We start from the raw sequence: 22,848 nt of genomic DNA, 5'->3' as shown, positions 1-22,848 counted from the left end.
ATACAGAAGGTTAAGCGCTGGAATTCCTTGCAAATGGCGAATTGGCGGTTCTGCCAGCGCAAAAGGCGCGTTAGGCTGTTGCGATGTCACGTGTATCGATTCTCTCATCCAATCAGTTTCTGCGCGCGCTCTGGCTTGCTGTTCGTCGGTTCAACGACAAAGACGGTTTTGTCATGAGCAGCCATGTGGCGATGTCATTGATGATGGCGCTGTTTCCGTTTGTTCTATTCACAGTGGCGTTGGCGGGGGCTTTGTCACAGGGATATGTGACGGACGAGTTGATAGAGCTGATTTTTGGTGCCTGGCCCAAAGACGTCGCCGATCCGATTGTTTCTGAGTTGCGGGCTGTGCTGGCAGGGGCGGGGTCGGGCGTGATCACATTGGGCGGTTTGTTAGCGATCTACTTCGCATCCAATGGTGTTGCTGCCGTACGTCGCGCCATGACGCAAGCCTATCATGACAAAGATATCTGGCCGTTCTGGAAAACCCGGCTGTTGTGTTTTGCGCTTGTTATTATCGGTGGGGCCGCAATTTTGGCCATCGCAGCGGTTGAGGTGGTTTTGCCTGTCTACACGCGTCTGGTCTCGGAAAAGACGGCCGTTGATGTTGATAACTGGCTGTCCGTTGACCGCCTGCGATGGACGTTCACCGTTGCGGTACCGGCAGGCACAGTTATTCTGGCTCATCTGATCTTACCCACACGGCGGCACAGGCTTTCGCAAATACTTCCGGGTGTCATCCTGACCTTGGCATTGTGGGCTGCAGGTGGATGGGGGTTTTCGATCTATATCGCCCAGTTTGCCACCTATAGCGCAACCTATGCGGGCCTCGCTGGAGCAATGGCCGCGCTGATTTTCCTCTACCTGTGTTCTGCCATGCTGATCCTGGGTGCCGAGTATAACGGGGCCTTGATAGACTTAAAAAATGCGGAAACCACTTGATGTACTTCCGCAAGCTCATTCTGATTGCGATCCTGTGGGCAACGACGCCGGCTGGCTGGGCACAGGAATATGTCGGATCCGAGCTGTGCGCAGATTGCCATCAAGACGAAACTGAAGCCTGGAAAGGGTCACATCACGATCTCGCTTGGACCGAGGTAGAAGATGGCCAAGTTCTGGCTGATTTCGATGGGACCAGCTTTTCCCATGATGGGATGAGCGTTTCATTCGTGGATAAAAACGGCGTTCTTTCAGCGCGAGTCACCGAAAAAGATGGCGTTATCACCGACTATCCGGTGCATTCGGTGGTCGGCATTGCGCCGTTGCAGCAATACCTCTTTGAAACTGAACCAGGCAGAATGCAGAGTTTCGATGTCGTCTGGGACACGGAAGAAAGCCGCTGGTATCACCTCTATCCAGAACAGGATTTACCACCCAATGACGGGCTGCATTGGACAGGGCCCTACAAGAACTGGAACGCGCGCTGTGCCGAGTGCCATGCGACCGGTTACGTGAAGAATTACGATGCCGAGACAAGGCGCTATGCGTCGACACAAATTGAAATCGGCGTCGGTTGTGAGGCTTGTCACGGGCCAGGATCAGCGCATCTTGAGTGGACGACTGGGAAAGCGCTTGACGACGGGTTGGGCGCGTTTGGATTTCCAATCGAATTGGGCAAGGGGCAAACCGAGGCAGACATCCAGCAATGCGCCGGGTGCCATTCCCGGCGCGAGGCGCTGGAGGATGGTAATCCGGTCCCCGGTACGCCTTTTCATGACGCATATAATTTGGCTGTCCTGCGACCGGGCGCTTACCACCCGGATGGGCAGATTTTAGACGAGGTCTACGTATATGGCTCGTTCCTTCAGTCGCGCATGTATGCTGAGGGGGTAGGGTGCATGGATTGCCATGATCCCCACCGGGCCGAGGTAACAGCCGAAGGGAATGGTTTGTGCACGCAGTGTCATTCGCCCGCTGGAAATTCGGATTTCCCAACCCTTCGATTGGCCAGTTATGACACGCCCGAACACCATCACCATGTAGAAAACTCTGAGGGTGCCCAATGCAAGAACTGCCACATGATCGAGCGTACCTATATGGGCGTGGACGGCAGGCGCGATCACAGTTTCCGAATCCCCCGACCGGATTTGGGGCTTGGAGTTGACGCTTGCACCGATTGTCATGCGGAAGAGGGGCAGCCCTGGGCTGCGCAACAGATTTCTGACTGGTTCCCAAACTCTGCCCATCGAACCGTTCATTATGGTACAGCGTTTGCTGCGGCGGGCATTGGTCAATTGGACGATCCCGAAGCGTTAATCGCGATGGCTTTGGACAAAGAGCAGGCAGGAATTGTCCGCGCGACTGCACTCTATCTGCTGCAACCCTTTGCGACGCCTGTACTTGCGCAGCGGGTGGCGCCGCTCTTATCCGATCCGGATCCGCTGGTTCGCGCCAACGGGCCGGTTTTGCAACGCCAAGCGCCAATGCCGGAACGTGTTGCACGGCTTGAGCCGCTATTGTCCGACCCCTTGCGCAATGTCCGAATTTCGGCAGCCAAGGAGTTTCTTGCCATTCCCGCACAAGCCATGTCGCAGGATCAACAGGCGGCCGCTCAGCAGGGTATGGCCGACTGGCAGCGCAGTATATCGCATCGTCTGGATTTTCCTGAAACACACTTAGTGTTGGGAGGCTGGGCACTGACGCTGAGAAATGCCCAAGCCGCGGAAAAGGCGTTCCGAGAGGTTGTGACGCTAGATCCGCAACGGGCCGAGGCCTGGCCGATGCTGGTTCAACTGGCCCATATCAATCGTGGCCCGCAGGCGGCGATTGCGACACTGGACGAAGCTTTGTCCATTCTTCCCGATGATCCGAACCTGAGGCAATTGGCGCGCGATATGGGGCGGTGACCGGCACCAATCCGGCAGATTTACGCCACGTTGCGGGCTAATTCTCCGGATAGACACCGATGTCAGCACTTGGACTGTCAACAGGTGATACATGCCGGATCGCACAGCTACGACCATAAAGCCGATTTCCGCGGATCGGAAAACTACGCTGGATCAGCGCATTGAAGAACTGCGCGCGCGTGCGCCCATCGATATCAATCATGGAGAGGCAATCTTGTTTCAGGGGATTGCGACGGCGTCACTCAAGAAACAGCGTATTGCTCAGGGTAAGATCGATCTGGACTAGGGCAGCGACCGGACAAACCCTAAAGCCCAAGCTCTTCCCGGAAGCGCGTTAGGTTCTGCATCATGTTATACTGCCAGCCCGGTTGATAATTTTGGCGGAAGGCAGCACCACCTGACAACTCCAGCAAGGGGCGTTCCTGCAAGATCGCATATTGCTCACCAGACCCGTCAAGTGCGTGGCTCTTGTGAAGATTCAGCCAATTCAGGTTCTCGATTTGCAGAACAGGCATCAGTGATTCCACTTGGGTCTTGCCGATATCAAGGCGTTCAAGCGATGGCAGGGTCGCGAGGGGAGAGATATCAGAAACCCAGGTATCATGGAGATAAACCAGTTTCAGGTTCGGCAAACCATTAAGTGGACTAAGATCGGAGACCCGTGTCATGTTCACGTCAAGCCGCTCGAGTGTTGCATTCCCTTTCAGCGCGGTCAGATCACTTAGATTGGTTCCCCGTGCATTCAGTGATTTGAGGTTCGGAATATCCGAGATGTTCGCGGGCAGCTTTCGAAGTTCAGTGAGATCTTTGAAATCAAGGCTGTTCGTTCCCGCAGAAACGACATCTGCAACCCTCTGCTCGGCTATCAGAAGTTGTTGGTTTGCAGTTTTCTGCAGTTTGTACTGCCAGGCGGCCAACGCAATCAGGGCAATTATAAGTGCTAAGACGGTTTTTCTCATGTGATCGGCGGATAAAGCGGCAATGCGGCCAATCTATGACCGTCGAGTGCGGTGAGAAAAGAATGCCATCACGGTAAGCTGCGCCGTCTTGTGCTATCGGGCTAAATCGCCAACCGAGACTTGCAGTTGATTAAATGTTCCGCCCTTACACGTACTTAACCACGGAACCCGGTGGCAACAACGAATTTTTCCGAACTGTCCGAGCGTGACGCGGGTGGCTTTACATTGGCTACTTTGTTGAATTTCTGCTTGAGCAGCTTCTGAAGGTCTCCCTCGGCACCGCCTGCAAGAACCTTGGCCACAAAAGTGCCGCCTTCTTCCAGCACATCAAACGCAAAATAGGCTGCAGTTTCGCACAAGGCCATAATCCTAAGGTGATCCGTCTGCTTGTGGCCTGAGGATGCAGCCGCCATGTCGGACATGACCACATCCGCTTTGCCGCCCAGCCAGTCTTTGACCTTCTGGTCGGCATCATCTTCCATGAAATCAAGCACATGCGCGGTGGCCCCCGCAACGGGTTCGACCTCTTGAAGATCAACGCCTAGAACCGTGCCAATACGCTTACCGCTCTTCTCGCCTAGTGCGTTAACACGTTGCACTGCAACTTGCAGCCAACCACCGGGCGCACAACCCAGATCAACCACGCGCGCACCGGGCACAAGGAACCGGAATTTATCGTCTAGCTCCAGTATCTTGAACGCTGCGCGTCCGCGATACCCTTCGACCTGCGCCCGCTTGACATAAGGGTCGTTCAATTGCCGCTCAAGCCAGCGGGTCGAGCTGAGCTTACGCCCGCGCGCTGTCTTAACTTTAACCTTCAGGTCACGTTGCCCGCGACCCGAGTTGCCTTTGCCGGTTGGTGTCTTCGCCATCAGAACGGTCCGTCTTCCAATACACCGTCCGCGCTCATTTGCGCATAGAGCAAACCTTCGCGTAGCCCCCGATCCGCCACAGAAAGGCGATCAGTGGGCCAGCAGCGCAACAATGCCTGCAAAATGGCCGAGCCGGACATGATCAGGGCCTGCCGATCTTCTCCGATCCGGGGATCACGGCGGCGCCCACGAGGGCCGAGTTCTAGATAGCCTCGTATGACCTTGTCAATCTGATCGCTGGTCATTCGCAATCCGTCCACCTTGGTTCGGTCATAGCGTTTTAGACCCAGATGCGAAGCAGCCACCGTGGTGACGGTTCCGCTAGTGCCCACGATCTGGAACCCATCGCGAGCCTGTTCATCTTTGTAAGGTGCAAAATCAGCAAGGTTTTCTTCAAAGAACCAGCTCATCAGCGCAAATCGCGCTGCATCGTCTTCGACGTCGTTGAACTGGTCCCGCAAAGTGGCCACTCCCAACGGTACACTGATCCAATCCACGACTTTGGCCGCAGGAAATGGGCTGTCGGCTGTATGGAATCCGTTATGCAGCCGCATGATCGAGGCAGGTCGGTCGCGGCGCGGAACCGAGGATATGTCGATCCAGACCAACTCGGTCGAGCCGCCGCCAATATCCACGACCAACAATTGCTCGGTTTTGGTTGATACCAGCGGCGCGCAGGAAATGACGGCCAGGCGCGCTTCTTCCTCGGGCTGAATGATGTCAAGCGTCAGGCCAGTTTCACGTTTGACCTGACGGATGAAGTCGCGTGAGTTCTTGGCACGACGACAGGCCTCGGTCGCGATCAAGCGCATGCGCTTGACCTTGTTCCGTTTCAGCTTTTGCTGACAGATTCGAAGGGCTTGTACCGTACGCGCCATAGACGCCCGCGACAATCGTCCGGTGCGTTCCAGACCAGCGCCGAGTTGCACTGATTTGGAGAAACTGTCTACCACATGAAAGCCACTGCCCTTGGGCTGGGCGATCAACATGCGGCAGCTATTTGTCCCCAAATCCAGCGCCGCATATAACGCATCTGGATCGGGTCTTGCCGGCGCGGGGCTTTCGACCGCTTTCGGGAACGCGCCCGCACCTTTGGGACGCTTGGGCGCCATCTGAAACGCCCTCCGATTTTCGAGTTACCCCGACCATAGGTCGCGCTTTTCAATCACGCAAGACACTCATTAAAGTCATGAGGATTTTGATGTTCGGTTTCGAGGCAGGGGTCTTTAAAAGCAGCGATATCCGATCCTGGGCAAAAAGGTCGCTGCAAATACGCCGTGTGTCGAAAATCGACCGACCTGCGCCCATATTGAAGTTTAGAACCGGCCCATCGGGTTAGGAGGAATCACAGTTATGCCTGACGTCACCATCGTATACTGGCGCGACATTCCCGCTCAGGTCATCGTCGGCAAAGGCCGTCGTGGCGCCAAGCGGCAATTGGAAGAGCGGTTTGAACAAGCCATCGACCGGGCCGCAATGAAGGTGAACGCCAAGGATAGTGATGCCTATCTGGCCGAGTGGCGCAAAGCCGAACCTTTCGCGGTTGAGGGCGACCCGTCCGAGATTGCCGAGGCCGAGGCCGCGCGCCTGGAAACGGAATACGATCAGGACCGAATCAAGTCCCTTATCGCCAATGACGGTTGGGCATGAGCCCCAGATCTTTATGGGAGGCCGCTATGGCTTTGCTGAACTTCAAGAAACGTGATGCGGTCGAAAACGGCCCTGTGAACCCGACCGTCGAAGCCTTTCTGCAGGGCTATTCGATCGAGGTAATGCCGCGCACCGCCGAAAAAGTCGAAGACTTCCGTGCGCTGCTGCCCGAAGGCACACGCGTTTACATCGCCCACATCGAGGGCACGCCAATTGAAGACATGGTCAAAACGGCCAAGCGCATTGCGGCTGAAGGTTACCCTGTCATGCCGCACTTCCCTGCGCGGATCATCAAGGATGCGGCGACTCTGGAAAACTGGATTTCGATGTACCAGGGCGAGGCGGGCGTTGAACAAGCGCTGCTGCTCGCCGGTGGTGTCGCGACCCCTCACGGCGATTTCGACAGCTCGATGCAATTGCTGGAAACTGGCTTGTTCGACAAGGCTGGATTCAAGCGTCTTCACGTTGCCGGTCACCCCGAGGGGAACAAGGACATCGACCCCGACGGCTCGACCAAGAATGTCGATGATGCGCTGCGTTGGAAGCAAAAATTCAGCGAAACAACAGATGCGGAAATGGCGCTGGCCACTCAGTTTGCGTTTGATGCCAAGCCGATCATCGCCTGGGCGGACAGCCTGAAAGAGGCTGGCATTGATATCCCAGTCCATATCGGTATCGCGGGCCCTGCCAAGCTGCAGACTCTGATTAAATTCGCCATTGCTTGCGGTGTAGGCCCGTCGCTGAAAGTTCTGCAAAAGCGCGCAATGGATGTGTCCAAACTGCTGCTGCCTTACGAGCCGACTGACGTAATCACCGAACTGGCCAACCACAAAGCGGCCAACCCGGATTTCAACATCACCAACGTCCACTTCTTCCCGCTTGGCGGCATCAAAACCAACGCCAACTGGGCGATCAACAACGGCGCCGCTTCGGCAAAGCCAGCAAACTCCTAAGGAACGGACATGACCCGTACAGTCGTCGAATCAAAAACAAAAACAGCCGTTCTGGGCTTTGATGAACCGTTCTGCGTGATCGGAGAGCGGATCAACCCGACAGGCCGCAAGAAACTGGCCGCCGAATTGGAAGCGGGCGATTTCTCAACCGTTGAGAAAGACGCATTGGCGCAGGTTATGGCGGGCGCGACCGTTTTGGATATCAACGCGGGAGTTGTTTACAACTCGAACCCCAACCCAAACGAGACCGAGCCGCCGCTGATGCGCAAGATTGTCGAACTGGTGCAGGGTCTGGTTGACGTACCGCTGTGCATCGACAGCTCGGTTCCGGGTGCGCTAGAAGCCGGTCTGGCAGCCGCAGAGGGCCGTCCGCTGCTAAACTCGGTCACGGGCGAAGAAGAGCGTCTGGAACTGGTTCTGCCGCTGGTAAAGAAATACAACGTACCGGTTGTGGCGATCTCGAACGATGACACCGGTATTTCGGAAGACCCCGATGTGCGTTTTGCCGTCGCCAAGACCATCGTTGAGCGCGCAGCGGATCATGGTATCCCTGCACATGACATCGTGGTCGACCCGCTGGTCATGCCGATCGGTGCGATGGCAACTGCAGGCCAGCAGGTGTTCGCTCTGGTCCGTCGTTTGCGCGAAGAGCTGGGTGTGAATACCACTTGTGGTGCGTCCAACATCTCGTTCGGGCTGCCGAACCGTCACGGTATCAACAATGCTTTCCTGCCGATGGCAATGGGCGCTGGCATGACGTCGGCGATCATGAACCCGGTTGCCCTGCCGGTAACGCAGAAGAAGATTGCCGAGAAGAAGGAACAGGTTGCCGCCGCTGGCATCATCCTGCCAGAAGGCATGGATGACGAAACCTTCGTTCAGATGTTCGGCCTAGGTTCGACCAAACCGCGCGCTGGTAAAGAGATGGAGGCCATCCGCGCCGCAAATCTTCTTACAAACAATGACCCGCATGGTGGTGAATGGATCAGGTCCAACAAAGCGCCTGAGGAAGCCGGTGCCGCCGGTGGCGCAGGTGGGCGTCGGGGCGGTGGACGTCGTCGTCGCGCTTAAACTATGGAAAACAACAGATTGGGCCGGGTCTTTGACCCGGCTCTTTCGTTTTTGTCGGCACTGGTTTGGCTTGAACCCCGGTCAGGACAAGTGATAGTCAATTCTTAGCGGCGGGTATGATGTAATGGTAGCCTGTCAGCTTCCCAAGCTGAACGCGCGGGTTCGATTCCCGCTACCCGCTCCAACTCTATCGATCAACTCGATACACGCGCCTGCAGCAGGTTGATGACTGCTGGAACCTGTACGCCTTTTGATGTCTGGAATGCGTCAAACTCTTCGGCCACGTCACGCACGATGGCATCAACATCCTCCTGTGTACCTTCGAAATGGGCGATCACTCGCGCGGCGGGGCCGACCCGGGTACACAAAAGAGCGGCGTCTTCAACGGATGCAGGGGCGGTGAGCGCTAGGGGGACTGCCTCGACCCGGATATCGTTCAGACCGGCCTGCGCCATCAGGTTTGAAACCCTGTCACGGTCATGGAATGCTAAAGGGCCGGGTGCATTCCGGTCCACTTTGGGTGGTTGTCCCAACCGTTTGACGGCGGCGACATGCGGGATTTTGAACCAAGGGTTCTCTGACAGACCACCCCAGGCTGCAAAGGTTATCTGACCGCCTGGTTTCAAGGCCCGAGCCATATTGGCGAAGGCTGCTACGGGATCGGTGAAGAACATCACTCCAAACCGCGAGATCATTGCATCAAAACCGCCTGACGAAAGCTCAGAGATCTGAGCGTCGGCATATGTGAACTCGAGATTGTCGAGCTTGGCCTCGTCTGCGCGCATCCGCGCTCGTTCGAGAAATTGTTCCGAAATATCAATGCCCAGAACATGCCCCTTGGGTCCAACCTGCTGCGCGGCCCGGAGTGCACTTGCCCCGGTGCCGCAGCCGATATCGATGACGCGCATTCCTTCGGCTAGTGCGGCATGATCGAGGACCAGATCCAGTACGGGTGCGAACAGATGGTCCAACTGATCCTCGAAGGTCAGCCAGCGCGTGCCCATTTCGGACTTGCCCCAGAATTCTTCCTGATCTCCGTTGATTGTCAGCATCGCGCCCTCCAGGTTTTGAAGGGACTATGACCTCCTGCGGCGACGACGACCAGACTTTTCATCGTCTCCGCCACCGGTGTTGAAGGACGGAGCGGGCAGGGTGACGACTTGCGCCAATTCAGGGAACGGATCGGTTTTGTGCGGGATCGCGTTGGCGGCGACGAAATGGTCTTGGAACTTGGGTTCGATCGCGGTTTCGACCTTGGTGATCTCGCGCACGACGCGCTCGATCTCGGCCCGCGATCCGATGTTGCACAATGCAATTCGCGCGCCCGTACCCGCGGCATTGCCCGCGCTGGAAACCTTGTCCAGAGGCGCGTCGGGAATCATGCCTAGAACCATCGCGTGTTTGGTCGAGATATGCGCGCCGAACGCCCCGGCCAGTACCACGCGGTCCACGCGGTCAACCTCCATCTCGTCCATCAACAGACGCGCACCGGCATAAAGCGCGGATTTGGCCAACTGGATGGCACGGATATCGCCCTGAGTTACCGTGATGCGCGGACCGCCCTCGGCGCTGGCATCATGGATCAGATAGGAGTTGGTGCGGCCTTCGGGAACACAACGGGGAGTACCCGTCTGTTCAGCCGAGCCGATCAGCCCACTTTCGTCCAGCAGGCCAGCGATACGCATCTCAGCGACAGCCTCGATAATGCCCGAGCCGCAGATACCGGTGATGCCGGTTGTCGCGATGTCCTGATCAAAGCCATCTTCATCCGACCAATTCTCGGACCCGATCACGCGGAAACGCGGTTCTTTGGTGACGGGATCGATTTCTATACGCTCAATCGCGCCGGGGGCCGCGCGCTGTCCCGAACTGATCTGAGCACCCTCGAATGCGGGTCCGGTGGGCGAGGAACAGGCCAGAACGCGGTGGGTGTTGCCCAGCAGGATTTCTGCATTGGTGCCCACATCCACGATCAGCACGAGGTCTTCGGATTTGCCGGGTTCTTCAGAAAGGGCAACGGCGGCACAGTCTGCGCCCACATGGCCTGCGATGCACGGCAAGATATAGACCAGCGCACGCGGGTTCATATTGGTCAGCTCCATTTCTCGCGCGGGCAGGGACATGCTTTCGGAGGTTGCCAACGCAAATGGAGCCTGGCCGAGTTCAACCGGATCAAGCCCGAGCAGTAGATGGTGCATCACCGGATTACAGACAAATACTGTTTCAACAATCAGCGCTGCGTCAATCTCGGCCTCATCTGCGATTGAGTTTGTCAAATCATTAATCGCCTCGCGCACGGCTTTGGTCATTTCTTTGTCGCCGCCGGGATTCATCATGGCATATGAGACGCGACTCATCAGGTCTTCACCGAACCGGATTTGTGGATTCATCAGACCCGATGAGGCCTTGACCTCACCCGTCTCCAGATCGGTCAAATGTGCCGCAATGGTTGTCGAGCCGAGGTCAATGGCCAAACCATAGAGTCCGTGTTCGTGCAGACCGGGCCAGATTTCGACGATGCGCGCCACTTCATCCTTGTGGCCCTTGTGAACGGCGACCGTGACCTCCCATTTCCCTTTGCGTAGAACTGGCTGCAGCTTGGACATAAGGGACAGATCGGCGGTGATCGCATCGATCTTCCACTGCTCACGCAGGGCGCGCTCCAACCGTTCCAGATCGCCGGTGGGCGAATGCATGTCTGGCTCTTCCACCACTACGAAATAGAGGCGCGTGGCTGGGTCCATTGTGATCGCACGGGCCGCCGCGGCCTTGCGGACGACTTGACGGTGCACCTGGCTTTCGGGCGGAACATCAATCACTACATCGCCCTGAACTGATGCCTGACAGCCCAGACGCCGACCCGGTTTCAGGCCGCGCTTGTCATCATAGCGCTGCTCGACGGCGTTCCATTCGCTCAGGGCATCCTCGGAAACCGTCACACCGTGCTTGGGGAACTCGCCATAGCTGGGGGTGATCTGACATTTCGAACAGATGCCACGCCCGCCGCAGACCGAATCCAGATCGACGCCCAATTGGCGCGCAGCAGTCAGGATTGGCGTGCCAACGGGAAAGTGCCCACGTTTGCCGGACGGAGTGAAAACGACAAGAGGATCGGTGGTCATGAATGGCCTGCCTTTGTATTCGCGCGTATGCCGGCGAACATATGGGTTTGAACGCAAAGGGAAAGGGCATTCAGCGGCACGTTTTGCATTGCTTGCGTCGTTTTCGGGCGTGGCAGAAGCCCGCAGGGGAAAACAACTTGGGTTCGGGGCTTTCCCTCGGGTGAAATCCATGTAATAGGGTCACCGTCAAACGGGCTTTTGCATGGGGTTTTCAGATGCAGATTCGTGAGGCACTCACCTTTGACGACGTACTTCTTGTTCCGGGCGCATCTTCTGTGCTTCCGGCGACGGCGGATACAACCACGCGTGTGACGCGCGAGATCACTATGAACATTCCGCTGCTTAGCTCGGCAATGGACACGGTAACCGAGGCGCGTATGGCCATTGCCATGGCGCAGGCCGGGGGCATCGGCGTTGTGCACAAGAACCTGTCGGTCGAGGAGCAGGCCCGAGAGGTGCGGCGCGTGAAACGGTTCGAATCCGGGATCGTCTACAATCCTGTGACATTGCGCGCGGATCAGACGCTGGCTGATGCACAGGCGCTGGTCGAACGCTATAATTTCACCGGCTTTCCTGTAGTTGATGAAAGTGGCCGGGTCGTGGGGATCGTGACCAACCGCGACATGCGCTTTGCGACCTCAGACGATACGCCAATCAAAGCGATGATGACTTCGGACAACCTGGCGATGCTGCAAGAGCCGGCCGATCTGGAAGAAGCTAAAAGCCTGATGCGTGCCCGTCGGATCGAAAAGCTGCTGGTCGTCGATGGCGAGGGCAAGCTGACCGGATTGCTGACGCTGAAAGACACCGAACAGGCTGTGCTGAATCCTACAGCTTGCAAGGACCGGTTGGGCCGTCTGCGCGTAGCTGCAGCGACCTCTGTCGGGGACGCGGGTTTTGAACGGTCTGAGCAACTGGTCGATTCCGGGGTTGATATCATCGTTGTAGATACCGCGCATGGTCATTCGCAGGGGGTTCTGGACGCGGTGAAACGCGCCAAGACGCTGTCGAACGAGGTTCAGATCATTGCTGGTAATGTTGCCACCGCCGAGGCCACCAAAGCGCTGATCGATGCGGGTGCAGACGCGATCAAGGTGGGCATCGGGCCCGGCTCGATCTGTACAACGCGGATGGTCGCTGGTGTTGGGGTTCCCCAACTAACTGCGATCATGGATTGTGCGGCAGCAGCAGGTGACGTGCCAGTCATTGCTGATGGTGGCATCAAATTCTCGGGTGACTTCGCCAAGGCGATCGCGGCGGGGGCATCTTGTGCCATGGTTGGTTCGATGATCGCTGGCACAGACGAAAGTCCGGGTGAGGTCATCTTGTATCAGGGCCGTTCGTTCAAATCCTATCGCGGCATGGGAAGTTTGGGCGCGATGGCGCGCGGCTCGGCGGATCGGTATTTTCAGAAGGATGCAGCCAACGACAAGTTGGTTCCCGAGGGGATCGAGGGTCAGGTGCCCTACAAAGGGTCCGCCAGTGCGGTTGTGCATCAACTGGTTGGCGGCTTGCGCGCAGCAATGGGCTATACCGGATGCGCAACGGTGGATGAAATGCGTCGCAACTGCAACTTTGTCAAAATCACCGGTGCAGGCCTGAAGGAAAGCCATGTGCATGACGTGCAGATTACGCGCGAAAGCCCGAACTATCGGATCATGTAACCGCTATGGTGCTCGTATCTGGGCATCGAAGTTTATGACAAAGTCAAACGGACCCAGCTATGACACCCGCAGCCCGAGTTCAGGCCTCGATCGACATCCTCGATGAGATATTGGCCGGAGCGCCAGTCGAGAAAGCGTTGACAGGTTGGGCGCGGCGCAGTCGGTTTGCGGGCTCGAAAGATCGTGCGGCAATCCGCGATCACGTATTTGATGCGTTACGCTGCAAACGATCCTTTGCCGCGCGTGGTGGGGCTGAAACAGGGCGGGGCTTGATGATCGGCGCGATGCGATCATCGGGTCAGGATCTTGCTCAGTACTTCTCGGGCGCGCGATATGCGCCAACCTCGGTAACAGATGCCGAGAAAGACCGAGGTTTCCAGACCGAGGCCGAAGCCCTCGACATCCCTGATTGGTTGTGGCCCGAATTCAAGGCGTCGTTGAAAGATGAGGCCAACGCAGCCGCATCTGCATTGCAGGGGCGGGCCCCGGTGCATTTGAGGGTGAACCGGTCGCGAGCTGATCCGGTTGAAATCATCCAATGCCTCTCGGATGAAGGCATAGTGGCGCAGCCTCACCCAGCGTGTGACACTGCTTTGGAAGTCACCGCTGGTGCTCGAAAAATCTCACAATGCAATCCATATCTTGAGGGTTTAATCGAGCTGCAGGATGCCGCCAGCCAAGCCGTTACAGCAGCGTTGGAATTGCAACCTGGAATGAGGGTTCTGGACTATTGCGCCGGTGGTGGTGGCAAAACCTTGGCCTTGGCGGCAAGGGCCGAAGGCGTTCAGGTTTTTGCGCATGATATCAATCCAGGTCGCATGGCAGATTTGCCTGCACGTGCAAAGCGGGCGCGCGCTGAAATTTCGCTGCTGACCTCGGATCAGGTATCAGGACAGGCGCCTTTTGACATCGTTCTGGTGGATGCGCCCTGTTCTGGAAGCGGATCATGGCGCCGTTCGCCCGCGGGGAAATGGGCGCTGACGCCTGAGCGCTTGCTGGAACTTACCCGCATTCAGGCAATGATTTTGAAGAGCGTCGCTCCATTGACCGCAGACGCAGGTACGATTGCTTATGCCACATGTTCAATGCTGTCTGTCGAAAACGACGCGATAGTGGACAGTTTTCTGCAAGAGCATTCGGATTGGCGGTCTGGGTTTCGGGGTACGTGGCTGGTTTCACACGGGGCGGATGGATTTTATTCGGCCCACTTGACTAGAACCTAGATCCGATCAAACAACTTAAAGGAGTTCTCACCGCTGATTTATTAAGCGGCAATTAACGATTGTGGGCCGATATTGGTCAAATAAGTCTTAACAAGAGCTGCTTTATGCCCAGTGTTCCCCAAGCGTTTCCCCGTTTGTCAGATCGGGTCGTATCTGATCGCGGGCGCTATGTGTCTTTGGGTTTGATTGCCCTTCTTCTCTGCCTGCTTGCTGCCTTGGGTGTCCTTCCAAAACAATGGAACACTGGTGTTGCAACCGTTGGTCTGTCTTTTCTTGCGGTTGTTGGGTTTGCAATCTTAGGCAATTGGATCGCCAAGCAGATTGAGCAGCGTACAAAAGGCGTGATTGCAGCGCTTTTGGAACAAGATACCGCAGCCTGTATCGTTACGGATCAAAATGGCCGAATAGTCCTGGTCAATTCGCAGGCCAGCCTCGGCCTTGATGCCATACCAGAGAAACAACTGGATGACGCTTTGCGATCTGTATTCGCCAATCCGGCGGCGATTCTGCTGCGTCTTCAAACTCAGCTCCGGTCGCGGGTAAAAGCTGAGGAGGATGTAGTCACACGTGGTCAAACCATACCGGTGACGGTATCGAAACTGGATCAAGATTGGTATTGCTGGCGCTTCGCATTAGAGGCTGAGCAAGCCTGGCGAAATGTCGGGTTACCGGTCATCACCATTGGTCGGAATGAAGTTATTCTAAACACCAATGATGCAGCTGCAAAATTTTTTGGCCGCACGCCCGCCACGTTTGCAGAGTTATCACCAGAGAATGCTGTGCTGGGCGATCCCGGCGGGCTTGGCAGTGCAATTCGAGTAGTGACGCCCGAGGGTGATAAAACTGTCCTGGTTTCTCAGTTACGCCGAAGCGGAATTGCACGCGAACTGATTTTGACCCCGATCAATGATAGCGGTGCAAAACACGAGGCAACTTCGTTCGCTGATTTGCCGGTCCCGATCATGAGATTGGCGCCCGATGGTGAGATCATCGAAGCCAACCACCTTGCAATCGAACTGGTGGGTGAGGTTCGGCTGGGCGAATCCAGAATTGACGAGGTTATGCACGGGCTTGGCTATTCGATTCGGGATTGGCTCGCTCGTACGGTTGAACAGACTTCTGCTCCAAAGTCAGAGTTTCTGCGCCTTACCCGTAAAGACAAAGAAGTGTTCGTTCAGGTCACGCTGTCTCGCATTGTGAGTGACGGTCAGGTAAATCTGATCGCAGTTCTGAATGACGCAACCGAGTTAAAAACGCTTGAGGCGCAATTCGTTCAAGGGCAAAAAATGCAGGCCGTGGGCCAGTTGGCAGGTGGGGTTGCGCATGATTTTAACAATCTGCTGACCGCAATATCAGGGCATTGCGATCTTCTGTTGCTGCGCCACGACCAAAATGATCCGAATTATGGTGACCTTGTACAAATCAACCAGAATGCCAACCGCGCTGCCGCTCTGGTCAGTCAGTTGCTTGCATTTTCGCGAAAGCAAACCCTCAGGCCCGAGGTGTTGGATTTGCGAGACACGATTTCCGATCTGATCCACCTTTTGAATCGCCTTGTGGGCGAGAAGGTCCGCTTGACGCTCAGCCATGATCCCGTGCTCAAGCCGGTTTGTGCCGACAAACGACAGCTTGAGCAGGTGTTGATGAATCTGGTTGTAAACGCGCGCGATGCGATGCCCGACGGCGGTGAGATTCGGATCGAAACCGAAGTTCTGAATCTAGAGCGGGCCTATTCGCGCGACAGGGCGACAGTGCTGCCGGGCGAGTATGTGATGGTCAAGGTCATAGACAGCGGCATAGGTATCCCTCCGGACAAGCTGCAAAAGGTATTCGAACCTTTCTACACCACCAAGCGCACCGGAGAAGGGACAGGTCTGGGTCTTTCGACGGTATACGGCATTGTAAAACAGACCGGAGGATTCATATTCGTGGACAGCGTACCCGGTACGGGTACCGAATTTACCGTTCTTCTTCCTGTCAGTGCTGCGGCGCAGACATCTGAACCGATAACACCAGAGGCCCCCGAAGAGCAAAAGCCGCGGCAAGGTGAAGGTGTTGTTCTGTTAGTCGAGGACGAAGCCCCCGTCCGCGCTTTTGCCACGCGTGCGCTGCGTCTGAAGGGGTACACAGTGCTTGAGGCGGAATCAGCCGAGGATGCGCTGCATATGTTGGAGGACCCAAATCTCACGGTCGACGTTTTTGTCACAGATGTGGTGATGCCTGGCATGGATGGTCCGACCTGGGTGCGCGAGGCAATGAAAACGCGCTCCGAGGTCCGGGTGGTCTTTATGTCCGGCTATACGGAAGGCGCATTTGGTGAATCCGGTCCCGAGATTGAAAACTCGACCTTTCTGCCAAAACCATTTTCATTGACGCAGTTGACCGAAGCGGTGTTTCAGCAACTCAACTGACGCCGTTATTCAGCAGATTGATGCAGTGCAAATTCCGCTGCGAATAAGCTGCGAAATTGCTGGTCTGTGTCTTTCGAGAGTTCAAGCTTGAGCTTCGGCGAAACGTTCTCTTGCGGAAGTTGTATGTCGAAGTTCAGGCGATTTCGTAGGAAATCGAGTATCTTGCTTTGGTTTTCGTACTTAAACACGTGGCTCAATCCGGCACCATTGCTGCGGGGCATTAAGAATTCGCTTTGGCGTCCGACATCCACACAGGCCGGAGGGGATTTCTGCATATGGGCAACTACAAATGCCTCAAAATCAAGCCCCTGAGTAGAGTGTGGATGATTTCTCAATTCTTGCCGCGTGCGATATCGATACCAACTCCCTAACCAGTCGATGGGTTCTCGGACGACGGCCATAACCTCCATTTCAGTGTCAAACAGCTTCTTGAACATGGTTTGATAGAACCGGTCAAAGCGGCGCATGTTTGCGTGTTTTAATTCAGTTGGACCTGAGACAACGATATCGGCACGGTCTTTCAGAGCAGATTGGTAAGCTGTGCTGCCGGTTTTGGGGACGGACAAAAGCGCGAGACGCTCTTCATAAAAAACAAGCATTTATCTTTTCTCTACAACGCTTTTCGATTGGCAGATTGTCGTAAACGACTCTTTAACACAATTGCCTAAGACTGAATTTCATAAGTTTTAGTTGAAATGTTCTCTTTTTGGTCCCATAAGGAACAAGAGGCGAACAAAGCAGCGATTGCCGCCCGTCAAAGGGTGTGACAAAAGGGATAGTGACAGGACAATGGCGGATCTTCTGACGATGAGCGACAAGAAAAACGCAGACAAGCAAAAGGCGCTCGACAGCGCATTGGCTCAGATCGAACGGCAGTTCGGTAAGGGCTCGATCATGAAGTTGGGCGAGGATTCCAAGCAGGATATCGAGGCAAGCTCAACCGGCTCACTGGGCCTGGATATTGCGTTGGGTATCGGTGGGCTACCGATGGGGCGGATTGTTGAAATCTACGGGCCTGAAAGTTCGGGTAAAACCACGTTGACACTGCATTGCATTGCTGAACAGCAAAAACGTGGCGGTGTTTGCGCTTTTGTAGACGCAGAACATGCACTTGACCCGCAATATGCCCGCAAGTTGGGTGTTGATCTGGATGAACTGCTGATTTCGCAGCCCGATACCGGTGAACAGGCGCTCGAGATCACTGATACGTTGGTGCGCTCTGGTGCGGTGAACATGGTTGTGGTCGACTCGGTTGCGGCCCTGACGCCGAAATCCGAGTTGGAAGGCGACATGGGCGATAGCAGCGTGGGCGTTCAGGCCCGGCTGATGAGCCAGGCAATGCGCAAACTGACCGGCTCGATCAATCGCTCGAACTGCATGGTGATCTTCATCAACCAGATCAGGATGAAGATCGGCGTGATGTTCGGCAGCCCGGAAACCACGACCGGTGGCAACGCACTGAAGTTCTACAGCTCGGTCCGTCTGGATATCCGCCGCATCGGCGCGATCAAGGATCGCGACGAGGTGGTCGGCAACCAGACCCGCGTCAAGGTTGTGAAGAACAAGGTGGCGCCGCCGTTCAAGCAGGTGGAATTTGACATCATGTATGGCGAAGGCATCAGCAAGATGGGCGAATTGCTAGACCTGGGCGTTAAAGCCGGAGTGGTTGAAAAGTCAGGTTCATGGTTCAGCTATGGCGACGAGCGGATCGGGCAGGGACGTGAAAACGCCAAGCAATATCTGCGTGACAATTCCCGCGCCGCGTTGGAGATCGAAGACAAGATTCGCGCGGCCCACGGTCTGGATTTTGAAATGCCCCCCGAGGCGGAAGAGGATGATATCCTCGAAGCGTAATGCACTCTGACGGCATCAGCAGAAATCCCCCGGCACTCCTATAGTGCTTAGAATACGTAGAACGGGGCGGCTCAAGGGAGCCGCCTTGTTTCGTTTGGGTCGTCCAATGCTGTGGACACTCCTTGGACAGAGGGCTAAACCTTCGCAGACCATTATGAATGCGCGTTGAGAGAGCCCAAATGCCCACGCTGAATGATATCCGCTCGACCTTTCTGAACTACTTTGCCAAGCAAGGCCACGAAGTGGTTGCGTCCAGCCCATTGGTGCCGCGTAATGATCCGACTTTGATGTTCGTGAACTCAGGTATGGTTCAATTCAAGAACCTGTTTACCGGCGTAGAAACTCGCGATTATCATCGTGCAACCACAGCGCAGAAATGTGTGCGCGCAGGTGGCAAGCATAATGATCTAGATAACGTGGGCTATACCGCACGCCATCATACGTTCTTTGAAATGCTGGGAAATTTCTCGTTCGGAGATTACTTCAAGCCGGAAGCGATTCCGTTTGCGTGGGAGCTGATCACCAAAGAATTTGGGATCGACAAGAACCGCCTGCTGGCGACGGTTTATCATACCGATGATGAAGCCTTTGAAATTTGGAAGAAGGTAGGAGTTCCCGAAGACCGGATCATTCGCATCGCCACCAATGACAATTTCTGGCAAATGGGTCCAACCGGGCCATGTGGCCCATGTACCGAGATTTTCTATGATCACGGCGATCACATCTGGGGTGGCCCTCCGGGTTCCGCCGAAGAAGATGGCGACAGGTTCATCGAAATCTGGAACATCGTTTTCATGCAAAACGAGCAGTTCGAAGACGGCTCGATGGTCGAGCTCGATATGCAGTCGATCGATACTGGCATGGGACTGGAACGTATTGGTGCCTTGCTTCAGGGCAGTCATGACAACTACGACACTGATCTGTTCAAAACACTGATCGAGGCTTCCGCGGAGGCCACCGGAGTTGATCCTTATGGGGATCAGAATGTGCATCACCGTGTGATTGCGGATCACCTGCGTTCGACATCTTTCCTGATCGCTGATGGGGTGATGCCGTCAAATGATGGGCGTGGATATGTTCTCCGTCGTATTATGCGTCGTGCGATGCGCCATGCGCATTTGTTGGGGGCGAAAGATCCGGTGATGCACCGTTTGGTGCCAACTCTGGTTCAACTGATGGGCGCGCAATACACCGAACTTGGTCAGGCGCAACCTCTGATTGAAGAGACATTGCTGCTGGAGGAAACGCGGTTCAAACAAACATTGGATCGCGGCTTGAAACTGCTTGATGACGAGGTCTCTGGTTTGTCGGAAGGTGATCCGCTACCGGGTGATGCGGCATTCAAGCTTTATGACACATACGGTTTCCCGCTCGATCTCACTCAGGATGCGCTGCGCGAGAAAGGACGTACAGTAGACACTGACGGGTTTGATGTCGCTATGGCCGAACAAAAAGCAAAGGCGCGCGCTGCCTGGGCTGGTTCTGGCGAAGCAGCTGATCAGGTTGTCTGGTTCGATGTGTTAGATTCCGCCGGCGCTACCGATTTCCTTGGTTACGACACGGAAAAAGCCGAAGGTCAGGTGGCTGCACTGGTAGTCGATGGTGCCTTGGTCGATAGTATTGAGAAAGGCGGCAGTGGCTGGGTCGTGGTTAACCAGACGCCGTTTTATGGTGAAGCCGGTGGTCAGGTTGGCGATACAGGTGAAATCCGCAGGCTCGATGAACGAAAAGACGTTGCCCGTGTTGACGACACCAGAAAATTTGCCGACGGGAAGGTCTATGCTCATAAGGTGACAGTTGAACATGGATCAATCTCGACAGGTGACGCTGTTGAGCTTGAAGTCGATCACGCAAGACGTACGGCCATTCGCGCAAACCATTCAGCGACGCACCTGTTGCACGAAGCCCTTCGTGAAACGCTGGGTGATCATGTGGCTCAGCGAGGCTCATTAAATGCATCCGACCGATTGCGGTTTGATTTCAGCCACTCAAAGGCTTTGACGCGGGAAGAGATTCAAAAGGTCGAGCGTGAGGTGAATGCCTTTATTCGCCAGAACTCGGCTGTCGAGACGCGTATCATGACGCCAGACGATGCCCGCGCGCTGGGTGCACAGGCGTTGTTTGGCGAGAAATACGGTGATGAGGTCCGTGTCGTGTCGATGGGTAAGGCACCTACCGGCAAAGGGCAGGATGGTGAGACCTGGTCGATCGAATTGTGTGGCGGCACCCATGTGCGCCAGACGGGTGACATAGGTACGTTTGTCCTTCTCGGCGACAGCGCCAGCAGCGCAGGTGTGCGCAGGATTGAGGCTCTTACTGGGGAAGAAGCTTTCAATCACCTGTCGGCTCAGGATCAGCGTCTCGGCGCTATTGCTTTGGAGTTGAAAGCACAGCCGGATGATGTTGTTGCGCGTGTGAAATCGTTGATGGATGAGCGTAAATCGCTTCAAAACGAAGTTGCTCAACTGCGCCGTGATCTGGCGATGGCTGGTGGCGCAGGGCAGGGCGGCTCTGAAGCAAAAGAGGTCAATGGTATGGCCTTCCTGGCCCAATCACTGACCGGCGTGTCCGGAAAGGACCTGCCAACGCTGATCGATGAGCACAAAAACCGGTTGGGCTCAGGTGCTGTGTTGCTAATCGCAGATACAGGTGGAAAAGCTGCCGTTGCCGCCGGTGTTACACCGGATCTGACGGACAAAATTTCAGCCGTGGATCTGGTTCGCGCTGCCGTTGCCGAACTTGGCGGCAAGGGTGGTGGTGGTCGGGCTGACATGGCACAAGGCGGAGGCAAAGATGCCTCTAACGTAGAAGCAGCCATAAAAGCCGCGGAACAGGTTTTGGGAGGATAAGATGCCTGCACTCTGGATTGCTCATGTCACTGTGACTGATGCCGATGCATACGGAAAATACGCCGAGCTGGCAGGTCCTGCGATCGCCGCCCATGGCGGTGAGTTCATAGCCCGTGCCGCGCGGTACGTGCAGTTGGAAGGCAAGGAACGTCCGCGTAATGTGGTCGCCCGTTTCCCCTCGGTTGAGGCTGCAGTTGAGTGCTATAATTCACCCGCTTACCAACAAGCACTGGATCATGCCCGAGGCGCCAGCGAACGTGAGCTGGTTGTAGTCGAAATCACTGAGTGAGTGTCATCCTGATTCTTTGGACCAGCGGAACGGAAGTTCCGACGGCTTAATTTTACGTGTGGCCTCGGGATGCGGGCGCGCGTATCCTTCAATTTGCAAAAAATACAATAATAACAATATTATAATCTGAGAATTCTAACAATCCCTCCACAGCGAGAATACGAATGTGGCGGCGACTGCCATGATCTTGTGCAAAAATGGTCATGGAAATTGACGATTTTCCGCCGTTTTCCCCCCTCAAACTATTCAATGATTGCGTAAGTACCGATTTCGCCGGATATTTTCCGTTCGAACTCAATGAACTTCACGAAGCGCCAATCGTCTGGATTAAATCTAATCTGAGGGACAGACATGACGACCAGAGGCACTACCCTGAATGCATTTTGCGAATACACAGCGAAGTTCTGTGGACGCATCAGTTTGGCCGTGTTGATCGCAAGTTCGACAATGATCGCCTCAGAAGCCTCGGCCCGTGATGCCGCATTCATTCAAAGCGTTGTTGCCTCGCCTCCGCCGACAGGGGCACAGCAGTTGTGTCGTCAATACGCATGGGCTTGTGCTCAAAAGGGAGCCGCTTCGCTTTCCAGCGCACAAGAACTGAAGCTCGTAAAGCAGATCAACCGTCGCGTAAATGCGTCGACGCGAGAGGTCACCGACCAAAGGCAGTACAAGACCCGCGAGATGTGGGCCCTACCGACATCTCTTGGCGGGGATTGTGAAGATTTTGCCCTGCTTAAAAAGCGTGATTTGATCAATGCAGGAATCGATCCCCGCAAACTATTGATCGCGACTGTTTTGGATACCCGCAGAAACTCTCATGCCGTGCTGGTCTACCGTTCAAGCCAGGGTGATCTGGTTCTGGATAATCTCACAAACCGGATCAAGCCCTGGTCAGAGACGCGCTATCTGTTCCTGCGCATGCAGGATCCGAAGCAGCCACGCAAATGGGTTGGGGTTTATGGGCGGAGCTAACGCGCAGCTAGGAGTATCGGCCTTGAAATCCAAATGGTGGTAATGAGATCAAAAGATACGGGCGCGTGAATCTGCACAGCGCCCGTTTATTTCGTCTTAACTAGTATTTCGTCT

Annotated in this window: 19 protein-coding genes and 1 tRNA gene; 14 read left to right on the top strand and 6 right to left on the bottom strand. The window is 55.5% G+C overall.

Features of this window, described 5'->3' with window-relative positions; all coding sequences use genetic code 11:
* The first annotated feature begins 83 nt into the window (after positions 1–83).
* From ACR0DU_RS03455 to ACR0DU_RS03445, 3 genes are all read left to right on the top strand, one after another.
* A complete protein-coding gene (locus tag ACR0DU_RS03455; RefSeq protein WP_170703207.1) occupies positions 84–941 on the top strand; it encodes a YihY/virulence factor BrkB family protein in 858 nt (285 codons plus the stop codon).
* Positions 941–2,845 carry a cytochrome c3 family protein gene (locus ACR0DU_RS03450; RefSeq protein ID WP_480872488.1) on the top strand — a complete coding sequence of 635 codons (1,905 nt, stop codon included), beginning with the start codon at positions 941–943 and terminating at the stop codon, positions 2,843–2,845. Before ACR0DU_RS03455 ends, ACR0DU_RS03450 begins: the two co-directional genes overlap by 1 nt.
* 91 nt (positions 2,846–2,936) lie before the next feature.
* A complete protein-coding gene (locus ACR0DU_RS03445) occupies positions 2,937–3,131 on the top strand; it encodes a hypothetical protein (RefSeq protein ID WP_480872486.1) in 195 nt (64 codons plus the stop codon).
* Positions 3,132–3,150: 19 nt separating this feature from the next.
* On the opposite strand, the gene ACR0DU_RS03440 is transcribed toward ACR0DU_RS03445, so the two are convergent.
* The 3 genes from ACR0DU_RS03440 to ACR0DU_RS03430 form a co-directional block, all read right to left on the bottom strand.
* A complete protein-coding gene (locus ACR0DU_RS03440) occupies positions 3,151–3,804 on the bottom strand; it encodes a leucine-rich repeat domain-containing protein (RefSeq protein WP_480872484.1) in 654 nt (217 codons plus the stop codon).
* A gap of 155 nt (positions 3,805–3,959) precedes the next feature.
* Entirely contained in the window at positions 3,960–4,676 is a 717-nt protein-coding gene (locus tag ACR0DU_RS03435; protein WP_170539829.1) for an RlmE family RNA methyltransferase, read from the bottom strand.
* On the bottom strand, positions 4,676–5,788 hold the full coding sequence (locus ACR0DU_RS03430; protein ID WP_480872482.1) for a Ppx/GppA phosphatase family protein: 1,113 nt from the start codon (positions 5,786–5,788) through the stop codon (positions 4,676–4,678). The genes ACR0DU_RS03435 and ACR0DU_RS03430 overlap by 1 nt, the downstream gene beginning before the upstream one ends.
* Before the next feature lie 241 nt (positions 5,789–6,029).
* Between ACR0DU_RS03430 and ACR0DU_RS03425 the strand changes: the two genes are divergently transcribed.
* The 4 genes from ACR0DU_RS03425 to ACR0DU_RS03410 all read left to right on the top strand — a co-directional run bounded on the left by ACR0DU_RS03425 (position 6,030) and on the right by ACR0DU_RS03410 (position 8,534).
* Complete coding sequence (locus ACR0DU_RS03425) at positions 6,030–6,326, top strand: virulence factor (RefSeq protein WP_010440228.1); 297 nt, start codon at positions 6,030–6,032, stop codon at positions 6,324–6,326.
* A gap of 26 nt (positions 6,327–6,352) precedes the next feature.
* Complete coding sequence (locus ACR0DU_RS03420; protein WP_480872480.1) at positions 6,353–7,279, top strand: methylenetetrahydrofolate reductase; 927 nt, start codon at positions 6,353–6,355, stop codon at positions 7,277–7,279.
* A gap of 9 nt (positions 7,280–7,288) precedes the next feature.
* Positions 7,289–8,350, top strand: a complete 1,062-nt coding sequence (locus tag ACR0DU_RS03415) for a methyltetrahydrofolate cobalamin methyltransferase (RefSeq protein ID WP_170774150.1) — start codon at positions 7,289–7,291, stop codon at positions 8,348–8,350.
* A 110-nt stretch (positions 8,351–8,460) separates the two neighbouring features.
* Positions 8,461–8,534: transfer RNA gene (locus ACR0DU_RS03410), tRNA-Gly, on the top strand.
* Positions 8,535–8,544: 10 nt separating this feature from the next.
* Here ACR0DU_RS03410 and ACR0DU_RS03405 read toward each other — a convergent pair.
* Together ACR0DU_RS03405 and ACR0DU_RS03400 are read right to left on the bottom strand one after the other, a co-directional pair.
* Positions 8,545–9,402: a class I SAM-dependent methyltransferase gene (locus tag ACR0DU_RS03405; protein WP_480872478.1), complete on the bottom strand. Its 858-nt coding sequence runs from the start codon at positions 9,400–9,402 to the stop codon at positions 8,545–8,547.
* 24 nt (positions 9,403–9,426) lie between these two features.
* Positions 9,427–11,472: an ASKHA domain-containing protein gene (locus ACR0DU_RS03400; protein ID WP_480872476.1), complete on the bottom strand. Its 2,046-nt coding sequence runs from the start codon at positions 11,470–11,472 to the stop codon at positions 9,427–9,429.
* 215 nt (positions 11,473–11,687) lie between these two features.
* On the opposite strand from ACR0DU_RS03400, the gene guaB reads away from it, so the two are divergent.
* The 3 genes from guaB to ACR0DU_RS03385 all read left to right on the top strand — a co-directional run bounded on the left by guaB (position 11,688) and on the right by ACR0DU_RS03385 (position 16,770).
* Complete coding sequence (gene guaB, locus ACR0DU_RS03395; RefSeq protein ID WP_170470449.1) at positions 11,688–13,136, top strand: IMP dehydrogenase; 1,449 nt, start codon at positions 11,688–11,690, stop codon at positions 13,134–13,136.
* 59 nt (positions 13,137–13,195) lie between these two features.
* The gene (locus ACR0DU_RS03390; RefSeq protein ID WP_480872475.1) at positions 13,196–14,359 is read left to right on the top strand and encodes an RsmB/NOP family class I SAM-dependent RNA methyltransferase; all 1,164 of its coding nucleotides are present in this window, start codon (positions 13,196–13,198) and stop codon (positions 14,357–14,359) included.
* Positions 14,360–14,463: 104 nt separating this feature from the next.
* Positions 14,464–16,770: a two-component system sensor histidine kinase NtrB gene (locus ACR0DU_RS03385; protein ID WP_480872473.1), complete on the top strand. Its 2,307-nt coding sequence runs from the start codon at positions 14,464–14,466 to the stop codon at positions 16,768–16,770.
* Positions 16,771–16,775: 5 nt separating this feature from the next.
* Here ACR0DU_RS03385 and ACR0DU_RS03380 read toward each other — a convergent pair whose 3' ends face one another.
* Positions 16,776–17,369: a gamma-glutamyl kinase gene (locus tag ACR0DU_RS03380; RefSeq protein ID WP_480872471.1), complete on the bottom strand. Its 594-nt coding sequence runs from the start codon at positions 17,367–17,369 to the stop codon at positions 16,776–16,778.
* Between the two features lie 190 nt (positions 17,370–17,559).
* On the opposite strand from ACR0DU_RS03380, the gene recA reads away from it, so the two are divergent.
* The 4 genes from recA to ACR0DU_RS03360 all read left to right on the top strand — a co-directional run bounded on the left by recA (position 17,560) and on the right by ACR0DU_RS03360 (position 22,734).
* A complete protein-coding gene (gene recA / locus ACR0DU_RS03375) occupies positions 17,560–18,624 on the top strand; it encodes a recombinase RecA (protein ID WP_010440218.1) in 1,065 nt (354 codons plus the stop codon).
* A gap of 179 nt (positions 18,625–18,803) precedes the next feature.
* Positions 18,804–21,473 (top strand): alanine--tRNA ligase, encoded by a 2,670-nt coding sequence (gene alaS / locus ACR0DU_RS03370; RefSeq protein ID WP_480872469.1) that lies wholly within the window; start codon positions 18,804–18,806, stop codon positions 21,471–21,473.
* A gap of 1 nt (position 21,474) precedes the next feature.
* Positions 21,475–21,762, top strand: a complete 288-nt coding sequence (locus ACR0DU_RS03365) for a DUF1330 domain-containing protein (protein WP_010440216.1) — start codon at positions 21,475–21,477, stop codon at positions 21,760–21,762.
* A 447-nt stretch (positions 21,763–22,209) separates the two neighbouring features.
* A complete protein-coding gene (locus tag ACR0DU_RS03360; protein WP_480872467.1) occupies positions 22,210–22,734 on the top strand; it encodes a transglutaminase-like cysteine peptidase in 525 nt (174 codons plus the stop codon).
* Positions 22,735–22,848 lie beyond the last annotated feature (114 nt).

It is taken from the genome of Ruegeria sp. G2, assembly GCF_056533505.1.
The sequence above is the reverse complement of the archived record's forward strand: the minus strand, read 5'-3'. Positions and strand labels throughout refer to the sequence as shown.

Excerpts from the sequence above, each read along its gene's own strand:
- ACR0DU_RS03455 (WP_170703207.1), top strand. The coding sequence starts at position 84 with ATGTCACGTGTATCGATTCTCTCATCCAATCAGTTTCTGCGCGCGCTC.
- ACR0DU_RS03450 (WP_480872488.1), top strand. The coding sequence starts at position 941 with ATGTACTTCCGCAAGCTCATTCTGATTGCGATCCTGTGGGCAACGACG.
- ACR0DU_RS03445 (WP_480872486.1), top strand. The coding sequence starts at position 2,937 with ATGCCGGATCGCACAGCTACGACCATAAAGCCGATTTCCGCGGATCGG.
- ACR0DU_RS03440 (WP_480872484.1), bottom strand. The coding sequence starts at position 3,804 with ATGAGAAAAACCGTCTTAGCACTTATAATTGCCCTGATTGCGTTGGCC.
- ACR0DU_RS03435 (WP_170539829.1), bottom strand. The coding sequence starts at position 4,676 with ATGGCGAAGACACCAACCGGCAAAGGCAACTCGGGTCGCGGGCAACGT.
- ACR0DU_RS03430 (WP_480872482.1), bottom strand. The coding sequence starts at position 5,788 with ATGGCGCCCAAGCGTCCCAAAGGTGCGGGCGCGTTCCCGAAAGCGGTC.
- ACR0DU_RS03425 (WP_010440228.1), top strand. The coding sequence starts at position 6,030 with ATGCCTGACGTCACCATCGTATACTGGCGCGACATTCCCGCTCAGGTC.
- ACR0DU_RS03420 (WP_480872480.1), top strand. The coding sequence starts at position 6,353 with ATGGCTTTGCTGAACTTCAAGAAACGTGATGCGGTCGAAAACGGCCCT.
- ACR0DU_RS03415 (WP_170774150.1), top strand. The coding sequence starts at position 7,289 with ATGACCCGTACAGTCGTCGAATCAAAAACAAAAACAGCCGTTCTGGGC.
- ACR0DU_RS03405 (WP_480872478.1), bottom strand. The coding sequence starts at position 9,402 with ATGCTGACAATCAACGGAGATCAGGAAGAATTCTGGGGCAAGTCCGAA.
- ACR0DU_RS03400 (WP_480872476.1), bottom strand. The coding sequence starts at position 11,472 with ATGACCACCGATCCTCTTGTCGTTTTCACTCCGTCCGGCAAACGTGGG.
- guaB (WP_170470449.1), top strand. The coding sequence starts at position 11,688 with ATGCAGATTCGTGAGGCACTCACCTTTGACGACGTACTTCTTGTTCCG.
- ACR0DU_RS03390 (WP_480872475.1), top strand. The coding sequence starts at position 13,196 with ATGACACCCGCAGCCCGAGTTCAGGCCTCGATCGACATCCTCGATGAG.
- ACR0DU_RS03385 (WP_480872473.1), top strand. The coding sequence starts at position 14,464 with ATGCCCAGTGTTCCCCAAGCGTTTCCCCGTTTGTCAGATCGGGTCGTA.
- ACR0DU_RS03380 (WP_480872471.1), bottom strand. The coding sequence starts at position 17,369 with ATGCTTGTTTTTTATGAAGAGCGTCTCGCGCTTTTGTCCGTCCCCAAA.
- recA (WP_010440218.1), top strand. The coding sequence starts at position 17,560 with ATGGCGGATCTTCTGACGATGAGCGACAAGAAAAACGCAGACAAGCAA.
- alaS (WP_480872469.1), top strand. The coding sequence starts at position 18,804 with ATGCCCACGCTGAATGATATCCGCTCGACCTTTCTGAACTACTTTGCC.
- ACR0DU_RS03365 (WP_010440216.1), top strand. The coding sequence starts at position 21,475 with ATGCCTGCACTCTGGATTGCTCATGTCACTGTGACTGATGCCGATGCA.
- ACR0DU_RS03360 (WP_480872467.1), top strand. The coding sequence starts at position 22,210 with ATGATCGCCTCAGAAGCCTCGGCCCGTGATGCCGCATTCATTCAAAGC.